The sequence below is a fragment of the Parabacteroides massiliensis genome (assembly GCF_900155425.1).
Classification (GTDB): domain Bacteria; phylum Bacteroidota; class Bacteroidia; order Bacteroidales; family Tannerellaceae; genus Parabacteroides; species Parabacteroides massiliensis.
The window spans coordinates 1-13,070 of the sequence record NZ_LT700189.1 but is presented as its reverse complement, the minus strand read 5'-3'; the positions used below and the strand labels follow the sequence as shown (position 1 = coordinate 13,070).

The window sequence follows — 13,070 nt, the reverse complement described above, 5'->3', positions numbered from 1 at the left end:
GATAAAAAAGCGTTATTTCAGCTCTTTAATACGAATATTGCGGAACTTAACGGGAGAACCATGTCCCAAGAAACCGATATGTCCTTTCTTATTGAACAAGCCCGGATGTTTCTTATGGTCGGCAGTACCGTTCTTCGTTGCTTCGCGGATATTACCTTCCATGATCACCACACCGTTGACCGTCACCTTGATATTATCGCCATCGGCCACAATCTCTTCATAATTCCATTCGCCCGCAGGTTTGAATGCATCATGATGGTCTGCCTTGGCCGGGATAATGCCATAAACGGAACCGTGATGCTGCAAAGGAGTAATATTCTTATAAATAGGATGTTCGCAATCCAGAATCTGGATCTCCATACCGACATAAGCGGCATCTCCTTCCATCGGGGTACGGATACCGACACCGTTATTGGCACCCGGCGTCAACTGGAACTCGAAACGGTACACAAAGTTTCCGTATTCATTCTTTGTGTATAAATTACCGCCGTAGCTCTTGCTCGGGATCATGGAAATGCAACCGTCCTCCAAAGTATAGTCGACTGTATTGCCTGTCCATTCATGCATATTCGTGCCGTCAAACAAAACCTTGAACCCTTCTTTCTCTTCCTCTGCCGAAAGTTTGAACGGCTCCTTGCGTTCCAGTTCCTTTACATAGATATTCCGGTAATACACCTTGCTGCCATGAGCCTGCAATTCGATCTGTTCGATCGGGAAGATCGGGAGTTTACGATCCCAATAGTTCTCCAGGATCACATCATCCACGACTTTCTCGCCGTTCAGCACGACCGTTACGCGGTCACCGACCATCTTAATATAGAAGCTGTTCCATTCGCCCAGCTTATTGTCCGCCACTTTCGAAGGTTTGCTTTCGTTCACCTGGTTGTTGTACAATCCACCGGAACCGACCTGCGCACCTACGTTCACACGCGAAGTATCCCATATCTGTACCTGAGGCGTACCACGCAGATAGATACCGGCATCCGCTTCGGGACCGGCCGGATCAAGCATCCAGTCCACATACATTTCGAAGTCGCCGTATTGCTTTTCCGTACACAGGTTGTCGTAACCGCTACCTTCGAATACCAACAGGCCATCTTCGACTTTCCAATCCCGACGCATGTTTTCATCGGCCTTTGCCTGTTCCTTGGCCAACTGTGCCGGTTTCATCTTCGCACGGGCAATCGGGTTCTGCACCAGACCTTTCCAACCGGTCAGATCCTTGCCGTTGAACAAAGAAACAAATCCTTCGCCCTGCGGCATTTCGGCCAGATGCTTCTTGATCGCTTCCTTCTGATAGCCGGCATCCGGATTGTCAAGTACTTCCATCACCTTGTTCAACAAGGCACGGACATTCGTGCCCATATATTCCTTATTACCCAAAGCAATATTCATGACAGCATTGGCAGCAGCCTGTTGCACGGGTTTCTGATCCAAGAATTCTCCTGCATACAGCATACCCAAGAATGTTCCTGTCTTCTCTATCTGTTGCAAGATTGCATTCTTTTGTGCATCCGTTTTGGCTATTTCCATTGCCTTACGCAGGCTTAACAAACGGTTTTCACCTGTAAACGCCGGATTGGAAACCAATTTCACATAAGCGGTTAGAGCCGGATCAAAATAATTGGAAGAAGGATTTTCCTTGCAGATCGCATACAATTCGTCTGCCACTTCGATACCCTTCCAGTTCAGCAAAGCTTCGAAGGCAGCATCACGTTTGACACCCGTATTGGAACGGAACCCCTTCACGATCGTTGCCAAAGCATCCGGTTGGCCGGTAGAAGCCAACACCAGGTAATACAAATAGTCCTTATTGCCGGCCTGCAACATACGGCGCGTCACCGTTTCGACCCGGTCGGCAGCAGAAAGAGAGGACAAAGCCGAAATAACAGCCCGTTGCATAGGAGGAACAGCCAATGCATCAGCCGTTTCCAGCATTCCGCACATATTGGTTATATCCCGTTCTCCCACCACATCCTTCAAGGCTACATAAGCCGCAGCTTTCACTTCGGGAGAACCCGTCTGGATCTGATCCAACACCGTGTTGATATTGGCGGTTGCCTTGCGCATGGCCAACAATTCGAGTCCGGCTATTTTACCTTCATTGGCAGCAGAAGAGACAGCTTTAGCCACCGCACCGTCGATATCTCCGGGGAAGGCAGCCAACGCATCTTGCCCCAACAGGACAACTTGCTTGTCGTCGCTCTTCAACAATTCAGCCAACGAAGGGATATAGGACTTATCGCCTATCTTCACCAATGTCCAGGTGGCAGCCTGCTTCACATCGAAGTTAGCATCGCCGAGCTGCTCCAGCAAGATTTGCTTGGCAGGAAGGTCGAAACGTATTTCCAGATCCCGGATAACATCGTGTTTGGACGGATTCTTGGCTTCGCGTCCGATCCAGTTCAAGATGTCTACCTTCAGTTCCGGTTTGGCTTTCGGAACCATTTTCATCAATTCGATATACAGTTCCTTATCGGCAAAGTCCGACGCGTAGCTCAAAGCCGCGTTCCGGTAGTTCTTGCTCGGATCTTTCATGGCGGCGATGATCATCTTAGATACTTTGGCCGGTTCTTCGGCTGCCAAAAGTATCTGCAGGGCAGCTTCCCGTGTCTGTTCCTGTCCGGCTTTTACTGCATCTTTCTGCAATTTCTTTGCGGCTTTCATCACCGCATCCCGATTGCTCGGAACCAATTGTTTCAACAATGCGATATAGGCTTCGTTGGCACCGGTCACTTCCATCGTGTAGCCGGCCTTCTCGGCTGCTTTCGCCAAAACCGGCATCGAATTAATACCACCGACACGGCTCAAGGCGTACAAGACATCTTTCTGCATATCCGGATCGGCTGCTCCTTGCAAGGTCAACAAGACAGCTTCCGCCTCTTTCACCTGAGCATCGGCAATCGCACGGATCACATCCTTTTGTGTTTTGGGAGAACCCGAACGGCTCTTCAAGGCTGCAACCAAAGCCTGTCCGGCCTTTTCGCTGCCGTTGGCAGCCAGTGCGCGGGCAGCAGGACCGCTCAACGACTCATCATTCAGGTAAGAAGCCAGTGCATCTATGCATTCGTCTTTTCCCAAAATCTGAAGCTGGCGGATAATGAATGCTTTTGTTTCGCGCTCGTTCACCATTTCCAAAGCTTTCAGATAAGCATTGGCAGTCACTAACCGGGCGTTTTCCTCCCCTTTCGCCATGACGTAATGCGTCAAGCCGCTCAAAGCGTAATCTACATTCGCATTATTGCCTTTGCCCGGAGCGTTTATCATGTTTACCAGCAGCAGGACACCCTCTTCGCCGGTAGAACTCAAATCACCAATCAGTTTATTGTATGCCGCTTGTTTCGCCGCAGGCATCTGAGCCAACACATCGGCTGCGGTCGTTTTGGCCGTACGGTTGGCCGGAGTCTGCGCCATCAGCATGCTTCCGCATAACAGTAAGGCAGCTATTGATATATATGCTTTTCTCATTTTATTTTATTTTACGTAATTGTCAATTGCCAACTATCAATTGTCAATTAATTAGATATTCCAAGGAGCTCTCATCGGCTGGTCCAGCAAACGATTTGCAGCCTCGTCGTCAATAAATTCAAGTTTTACAGGGTCGAAATTCAGTGTCCGGTTCAAACGTAGAGCCACAGCTCCCATATTGACAATCGTTGCCGAACGGAAACCGTTCTTTTCGTTCAGGGCAAACGGTTGGCGCGTCTTCACACATTCGATAAAGTCCGTAACCTGCGGTTCGGGTTCGGGGAAGTCGGCCAGTTTCTTTTCCCAATCAGGGATATCGCATACGAAATTCTTATAAACATTTCCTTTCGGTCCGGCAATATACGGCGTATTCGGATCTCCGAAATCACCACCCCAGAGGACTATCTGGCAACCATCGTCATAGGTATAAGTGATGGAACGCCACGTACCGACAGCGTCCGGATGTTGTTGAGGAGCATCCACTTCCACTTTAACGGGGCTGGTATCGTCTTTACCTAATATATATTGTACGGGGTCGATATAGTGTTGTCCCATATCTCCGAGTCCGCCACCGTCATAATCCCAATATCCACGGAAAGTCTGGTGTACACGATGTGCATTATAAGGTTTATAAGGAGCCGGGCCGAGCCACATGTCGTAATCCAACTCTGAAGGAACCGGTTGCGGTTCGAGATATTCTTTTCCTACCCAGTAGAATTTCCAGTTGAAACCGGTATGCGCACTGATCGTCACCTTCAACGGCCATCCCAACAGCCCGCTTTGCACCAGTTTCTTCAACGGTTTGACGGGAGTTCCCAATCCGTAGAACTGGTCCTTGAAACGGAACCATGTATTCAGGCGGAACATACGTCCGTATTGCTGTACGGCTTCCATCACGCGTTTTCCTTCACCGATCGTACGGGTCATCGGTTTTTCACACCAGATGTCTTTTCCGGCTTTAGCGGCCTCGACAGACATGATGCCATGCCAATGAGGCGGAGTGGCGATGTGCACGATATCGACATTCGGGTCCAGGATCAAATCGCGGAAATCATGATAAGCGGCTATTTTTTCCTTCACCAAATTCTTCCCCAATTCAAGGTGATTTTTATCAACGTCACAAACGGCAACCAAACGTGTACCGGCATAATTGACATGGCCTCTACCCATTCCTCCGGTACCAATAATACCTTTAGTCAATTGATCACTCGGAGCGATATACCCGTTTCCCAACACATGGCGCGGTACAATCGAAAAGAGTGCAACCCCTCCAAGGGTTTTCAGAAAACCTCTTCTGCTTGTTCTCATAGTAAAAAATAATAATTTATATAGATTAGCTACTCTAATTGTTTCAAAATAAAACAAATATCAGACAAATATACTACTTTTCCAATAATCCTTGCAGATATTCGCGTGTTTTTACGACATAATCATGTCTTGCTCCATTCAGTTCACATTCAATCGTCAATGCTCCCTGGAACCCTTGCTTCTTCAGTTCGGCTATGACAGCCGGGAAATTCACCTCTCCGGTAGGGATGGGCACTTCTGCTCCCAACTCATACGGATTGTTCGGATCCGGATATTTACCGTCTTTTGCATGAAATTCTTTGATCAGGCTGCCGAACAACTTCACGGCATCCAGAGAATTCGATTTCCCGTACATCAACAAATTGGCCAGGTCGCAATTGATGAACACGTTGCCGGTGGCGATGTCCTTAATGGTACGGATCAGAGTCGTCGGCGTTTCCTGCCCTGTCTCGAAATAGATCATCACACCGCGCTGTTTGGCATAATTCGCCAAGTCTTGCATGACATTGATGAAGTCCTTATATTGTTCTGAAGAGGGATCTTCCGGTATAAAACCGAAGTGAGAGTGCATGGCGGGAATTTCTGCCATCTGGCAAAAGTCGATCATTTCGTGATATACTTTAATCTTTTCTGCCCGTTCTTCTTTCGGGACCAAACCGATCGTAGCCGGTCCTTGTCTGAAATTCCATCGGTTTTTGCTTCCCGGAACACCGACAACCGTTGTCACCTTAATATTATGTTTTTTGGATGCAGCCTTTACTTTTTCTGCAAATTCTTTCGTTAGCGTATTCTTCCTATAATTCAGTTCGCAAGAGCCGAACCCTTGTTCATGCAATTCTTTAAAGCTTTTATCAATATCGCTCAAATCATATTGAATAACCCCTATCGTTATCTTTTCTTGGGCCTTCAACCCGGAACACAAAAACAACAAAGCAAAAATTAATAAAGAAAATTTAGTTTTCATCGCCTGATACAGATTAAGTTAATAAATTATGACTATAAAAAAAGAGGGACAACCAAAAGGTTGTTATTCTTTTTTGGTCTCCCTCTTCATTATTTGCTATTACAAAAGTAATAATTTATTCCATTGTCGGATTAAAAGTTCCGCCCCAATTATTATTTTGTTCGAGATTCGGGTTTTCCAATATTTTACTTTCCTGGATCGGGAAGAAATAATAGGATTCCTGAATTAAAAATTTATTTTCTGCAATGGCACTGATCGGAACCATTCTAAGAACATATTTGAAATTATCAGGAGTCAACGAATAGGAATCCGCTCTTTTTTTGGCCTCCGCTATCGCCATTTCCGATCCATCTTCATTAATGGCAATCGCTTCAATTCCAAATTTCTGCAATCCATTCAACTGCATCATATTGCGTGTTCTTCTAAGATCCATAAAACGATGTCCTTCAAAGCACAGTTCCACATTGCGTTCGTCCAAAATTGCCTGCCGGATTTCTTCGCGACTACCGACTTTCAATCCATACAGTCCATCCTCTCCGGCTTCGATCCCTGCACGTTTCCGAATTTGCTTCAACATATCGACAGCCACATCCTGGTGTCCCGTTTCATTCGCTGCTTCTGCATAAATAAACATCACTTCCGCTAATCTCATAAACGGATAATCATGATCGAAAGTAGATACCAAATCCTGACTTAAAGAAACATCAGAGCCTTTACGGACATACATGCCACTAATAGCATCATTTTGCGTTGCCGTACTTCCTACATTCGGGTTGATTCCATATGAATCTTCTCGAACGGCGATTCCGACAGATGTGTATTGGCGATATCCGGTCAATGTCCCGGCCACGGGATACAACTCGGCATTATACAAAATACAATCTTCAAACCGAGGATCTCTATTCTTCCAGAATTTCTGCAAAAAGTCTTCCTCATTTCCTGCATAATACTTGCCGGTCGGATCATCAAACCTTTTGCCATCTAACATCGGGAATGCTTTCACCATATCCCAAGTCGGCGTGTTACTTGCATTACTACGACTCAATGAAGCCGGTCGAATCGTATTCTCCCAACCTGCCGTTTTATCAGGATTGCTATATATGATAGGGAATATGACCTCCGAGTTTCCATCCACCAACCAGTTGTCGCTATATTTATTCGTCAGTTTTATTCCTTGAGAGATACAAAAGTCATAAGCCTCTTTTGCAGCCTCGTAAGCTTCACTCCAATACCTGTTATCATACATGTTTGAGGGGTTAAACTGCGGAGAAGCCTTATAAAGTAACATCTTCGCCTTATAGGATTTCGCAAAGCACTGGTCTATGCGTCCATAGTCGTTTCCTTTCGCTTTTGCCGGAAGCAAACTGATGGCATCATCCAAATCCTTTATGAGCAGATCAAAGCATTCGGCTGTAGAATTCCGGGTCACATACAGATCGTCCTTATCTTTATCCTGCGCTTTTGTGATATAAGGCATTCCTCCATGATAAACAATCATTTCGCCATATTGATAGGCCCGCATAAAGAGCATTTGTCCGGTCAAACTGTTTTTAACAGACTCGGAACAAGTCCCTTCAGCCAAAGATTCGATTCCTAAATTGATATTACGTATGTTCGTATAATTCCAACGTTTATAACCGCCTCCGGAAGTCGTAATCGTACTCAACATAAAAGGAATTCCAGTCTGTTGTTCGGCCGTATTATCCGCACCGGTACTCCAACCCGAAAAAATATCACCATAAAGGTCTGTCACATACGCAGTAGCCAGATTATCATCATTCCAAACCAAATTTGCATCATAATTCCATAAATTCTCTATATCTAAGCTATTGCATCCATCAAACAACAGAACGGCTGCTAAACCGACCAATGAATGTTTTAATTTATTCAGTTTCATAATTTCAATTTTTAGAATGAAAAGTTAAGTCCAAATGTAAATGATCTCATCAAAGGGAATGAATCATAATATTTTTGCTCCGGATCCATGAATTCATTCATAGCTGAGATAGAAAACAAATTCGTTGCATTCATAAACACCTGAGCCTGGAGCAATCCTAACGGACGTAAGATCGAAGCCGGTAAATCATACCCTATATTCAAATTCTTCAAACGGACATAAGCACCATTACGCATCCAGAAATCCGTGTTTCCATAACCCGATTCATACTGGTTCTTACCGATCACCCGCGGATAAACTCCATTCGGATTTTCCGGACTCCAGCACTTCTCGCTTGTCCAAATCGGATAATAAGGACGAGTGTTTCCACCATATTGCGGCATACCGTTGGTTGCTTTACAACCGATCAGACGATCATAGCTACCCACTCCCTGGAAGTGCATATCGATCGTTATACCTTTCCAGCTAAAGCTTCCACCGAAACCATAATTGATACGGGGAGTTCCATTTTCACTTAACAAGTTATAAGCATCATTTCCGTCAATCTTTCCATCCGGTCCTAAAGAATAGCCATCACCACGAGTATCCTGGAACAAAAGCCCACCCAAATAAGGATCTCGGCCATATTGTTTAAAACCTTTGGCAATCAACTCATCCACTTCAGCTTGATCTGTCAGCAAATGGTCTACCTTCAGTCCGACGATACGTCCGGCCGACATGCCGACCAAAGACAAGTCCTTAAGATTACCAGTCATATAAATAACAGATTCGTCCAAGACATCCCAACGGTCTTTAGAATATCCGATATTCATATACAAGGAATAATTCATACCTTGTTTTATTTTATCCCTCCAACTCAACGTTAATTCTCCACCTCTCCATGAACGTTCTGCATAGTTTTCAGGAGCTAAAGTAGCACCATAAGTACTTGGTAACGTAGTGGTCCGGGAACCCAAAATATTTGTTTCTTTCCGATAAAAACCATCGATCGTTCCACTCAATCTATTGCCTAACAAGGTGAAATCCAATCCACCGTTAATAGTGGCCGAAGTCGCCCAAGTCAAATCAGTAGTCGGCATGCTACCCGTCTGAATACCATTTGCCAATCCCTTTCCAAACAGATAACTACTACCCGTTGTATACTTTTCTATATATTGGAAATAACCGATCGAATTATTAGCCGTATTCAAGTCATTACCGGTCGTACCATAAGAGACACGCACTTTCAAATCATCAAGCCATCCCGAAGCATTTTCCATAAAAGCTTCCCTGCTCATACGCCATCCAAGAGATGCAGAAGGGAAAAAGCCCCATCGATGATTTTTCGGGAACTTATTATTTCCATCATACCGGAATGAGAATTCCGCCATATATTTGGAATCATAATTATAAGTTGCACGTCCGATCCAAGAAAGATGCGAGCCTAAATTTTCAGATTCATTGACAGACACGGTCCGTCTCTCTGGATCTGTAGAATATACAAACCACTGGTCGTAGTTCGTCAAAGGTTCATTGGCTGTAGCATAGATTGCCTCTCCCTGGCTTTCTGCTTGTTCAAAAGTGATCATTCCGCCAACTTCGTGCTTCCCGAATGAATTCTTGTAGTTCAATGTCCAGTCGAATTGTTCATTCCAGAACTGGCGAGCGCCATAAGTCAAGCTCTCATAGTTAGAACCGAACGTATAAATATTATACTTATTCAAATCCAGGGGACCTGGCACAAATCGGTTATTGGGATCTCCAGACTGGAAGTTGTATGCTTTCTGGTGAGACATATATTTCTTACGGGCATAGTCATTTATAATGTAATTTCCCGTAACCTTAGTTGACAATCCCGGTAAAAACTTACCCAAATCAATGTTTAAAGACAAAATGCCATTCACATTGCGTCTACGTGTTTTGATATAACGGTCACCTAACACAACGTCTGCGACATTCCAACCTTTAAAGTTACTTACATCCGGGTAAACTGGATAATCTGTTTTTTCATTTGCCGGAGTTCCATCCAAATAAGCGTAAGAAGGCACTGTTCTCAAACAGTTAAACGTAGTCCGGTAAAAGTCAAATATATCTTCACTATCATCCTCACTGCCCGGCCAATTAAACCGTCTGTCATTTTTTTGATAACCAGACACATTGGCATTCAAAGATATATATTTAGATAAATTCACCGTCAAATTTGAACGGAAAGAATATTTATTATTTTCCAAGTTCTTGTAAGAACCCTCTTCTCTAATAAAATTACCTAACACATAATATTTTACTTTTTCCGTTCCTCCTGTTGCACTGATGGAGTGCTTCGTGTTCCACGGATTTTGCCAAATCAAATCATTGACATTGTAATCATGTGTTTTTGCATACTCCATTTCTTCTTCATTATTGGGTATCGGCAAACCATTGGCTTCAGCCACCAGATTTTGATACACCAATTCTTTATAAGCGCTCATTTCATCAGAGAAGAGCTTACGCGTCGGCCTGTTGAATGTATAAGATCCCTGATATTCAAACTTCGGTTTTCCCATTGCATCCACACCGGATTTCGTTGTAACCAATACAACACCGTTTCCTGCTTTGGAACCATAAACAGAAGCCGTAGCAGCATCTTTCAAAAAGCTAAGCTGGTCGATTTCATTGGGTTCAAGAGCATCAAACGCCGCCTTGTCGCGGATAATCCCATCGATGACAAACAACGGATCCCCAAAACTACCACGCATACGAATTTCAGAACTGGCTCCCATAAAACCGGAACTACCGACAATTGTCAAACCCGGTGCGCGTCCGGCCAAAGTGTTTGACAAGTTAGTCGTTGAAATCGTCGACAGTTCTTCTGTCTTTACATTGGTTATTGCACCTGTCAGATTGACCTTTTTTTCGACACCATAGCCAATCACAATAACTTCATCCAATTTCTGAGTATCTTCTAACAGCGTTATCCGATAAGAATTTTGTCCTCCTTCGATCTTAATCTTTTGATCTTTATAACCGATATAAGAAACAAGCAGAGTGGCGCCATTCGGTATTTCATTCAAGACAAAATTTCCGTCTACATCCGTTATTGTACCGACTCCTTTGTTTCCTTCAAGCGTAACATTCGCACCGATTATCGCCAAACCATCCTTGTCGACAATCACCCCGGATATCGTACGTTTTTCTTGTTGTATTCCGTTCGAAACGACCTCTGTCTGTTTCATCTTTTTTACACTATTATCCTTCAGGAATACACGGTTATTTACGATCTTATAAGAGATACCGGTGTTCTTAAACACCTCTTTCAGAACATTTTCTATATGTTCATTTTTTAGATTAACAGAGACTTTGGAAATTTTCTTCGATAATAAAGTTTCATCATAAGAAAATTCATACCCTGTCTGTTCACTGATACTTTGTATGACGGCACCAACAGTCGTTTGGTTTAGGGCCAGTTCCAGATTCACATACAAAGAATGCGCATCGCTTGTCGCCATAGCAGGCGATGCAGCTGATAAAAACATTGCTAATGTAGCAATTGATGCATTTTTAATCATACATGTGATTCAATAATGTTAGTACTAATTTTTCTAGTTATAGTTTTTTTGTTGTGTGTGTTAACTTTACTTTTCCAATCTACTATTTCTTCATAGGCATTCACTTTTAATTATTCATATATAAAGACTTCTTTCCCCTCTATCCGGTATTGGATGGGAGCCAAATACTTCAAGAGTTTCAAGATATCAGGTAAACTTTCATCTTCATTGATCACACATCGGAACTTACGCCGGGCAAGCTTCGTTGATTCCAGGTTTATGTTCACATTAAATTTTACGGAGAGTTGGTTGACTATTTCCCTCAATGTGACATTTTCGAAGACAAACTGGTTCAATCGCCACGCCGTACAGATATTCACATCCACAACCTCTGTGGTATATTCGTTCTTATTGCTGTTGTATGTCACCTTTTCTCCCGGTGACATGTCTAAAACTGCGTTCCATTGCTTATCGAGCAAAGCAACTTTACCTCTTGTCAAAACGGTTTCTACGTTTTGCCGCTTCTCGTCTGTCTTTACATTAAAAGCAGTTCCAAGAACCTTGATATTCACATAATTCGTTGAGACATACAGTGGAAGTTGGTCATTCTTTGCAACGTCAAAGAATGCTTCTCCTTGCAAGGAGAGTTTACGATCGTTTTTGGCAAAAGTTTCCGGAATTTTCAATGACGAACCGGCCTTTAACCAAACAGAAGAACCATCCGCAAGCACGATTTTTTTCACATCTTCCCCTTGTTTCACCGTAACCGTCACATAACGGTCGGGCTTCAAATAATTCCATCCTACATAAGAGAAAGAAAACAACAGCAAAATCACAGCTGCATACCTCATTACAGTACGGAATACCTGAAACCGCTTTCTATTATTTATCTTGGCATTCAATCCATCCAATGCCTTTTCAATACGCTCCGGCGTATTATATTGAGTAAACTTCCACGAAACACGAAGCCTTATTAATTCAGAAAAAACTTCTTCATTATCAATTGATAATGCACGCCATTCTTCCACCTGCTTCATTTCTTCAGGAGAAAGCATTCCTGTCAAATATTTTGCTAAAAGTCTATAATCAAAATCCATTTTTAGTTCATATTACTTATACTAAACGAACAACTTCAGAAAAATACTGAGCAAAAATGCATTTTTTTTTCATCAATTAATAGACAATTATTCCACAGACAAACAAGGCTATTAATAATTAATCACTTACGACAAATCAGTAGTTTCAGTCTCAGGCAACCGGACAAACTAATCCGTTTCCTGCCACAAACTAAGTCAAATCATCCGAAGAACTAAATGAAAACATATAGTAAAGTATCTGTTAGTAGTTACCACCAATCGACTTTATGTAGTACTACCAATCGACAATAGGTAGTACCACATAAGGAGGATAGGTAGTACTACATATCAGCAATATGCTATATGTTTTGAATTAGTTTACTATGACTTTCGAATTAGTTTCCGGCATATTCCGCATCAGTTGCACCGTGGAAACGAGGAAACTCCGGACAAACCTCCGGAAACAAAAAGGTGTCGGTTCAGTGCCGGTTGCAAAACCCAACCGACACTCTTTAATTGAATGTTTATTAGAGAGATACAAACAAAAGTGCCAGGTGTCGGTTCCCTGCGTGTTTTTACTTATAACATCATCTGCAAACTTGGTTTCAAACCTGTTTAAACTTTTCATCTCTACTTGATATACAAACCCGTAAAAGCTCCTTCCAATAAGTTTCAATTCCAAATACCGGAAAACAGACAGCTTCTCTTAACTTCACCGGAATTTCCTCTATAACCAAAGCTGGATGATGACATGCTTTGTAAACGAACTCCAAATCAAACAAATATGTATCTATACAAGTAGAAAGAAAAACAAAACGACCTTTGCGATTAAACCCTTTCAAACCGGCTTGCGT

Annotated in this window: 6 protein-coding genes and 1 pseudogene; all 7 read right to left on the bottom strand. The window is 43.2% G+C overall.

Annotated features, from left to right (window positions below):
* Positions 1-12: 12 nt before the first annotated feature.
* A complete protein-coding gene (locus tag BQ9893_RS00035) occupies positions 13-3,468 on the bottom strand; it encodes a DUF1080 domain-containing protein (RefSeq protein ID WP_075964179.1) in 3,456 nt (1,151 codons plus the stop codon).
* Positions 3,469-3,519: 51 nt separating this feature from the next.
* Entirely contained in the window at positions 3,520-4,776 is a 1,257-nt protein-coding gene (locus BQ9893_RS00030) for a Gfo/Idh/MocA family oxidoreductase (RefSeq protein ID WP_075964178.1), read from the bottom strand.
* Positions 4,777-4,849: 73 nt separating this feature from the next.
* Positions 4,850-5,740 (bottom strand): sugar phosphate isomerase/epimerase family protein, encoded by an 891-nt coding sequence (locus tag BQ9893_RS00025; protein WP_075964177.1) that lies wholly within the window; start codon positions 5,738-5,740, stop codon positions 4,850-4,852.
* 115 nt (positions 5,741-5,855) lie between these two features.
* Positions 5,856-7,637, bottom strand: a complete 1,782-nt coding sequence (locus BQ9893_RS00020) for a RagB/SusD family nutrient uptake outer membrane protein (protein ID WP_075964176.1) — start codon at positions 7,635-7,637, stop codon at positions 5,856-5,858.
* An 11-nt stretch (positions 7,638-7,648) separates the two neighbouring features.
* Positions 7,649-11,161, bottom strand: coding sequence for a TonB-dependent receptor (locus BQ9893_RS00015; protein ID WP_075964175.1), 3,513 nt, complete (start codon positions 11,159-11,161; stop codon positions 7,649-7,651).
* A gap of 110 nt (positions 11,162-11,271) precedes the next feature.
* Entirely contained in the window at positions 11,272-12,195 is a 924-nt protein-coding gene (locus BQ9893_RS00010) for a FecR family protein (RefSeq protein WP_244155009.1), read from the bottom strand.
* A 626-nt stretch (positions 12,196-12,821) separates the two neighbouring features.
* A pseudogene (locus BQ9893_RS21505) lies at positions 12,822-13,070 on the bottom strand (hypothetical protein); the annotation flags it as partial.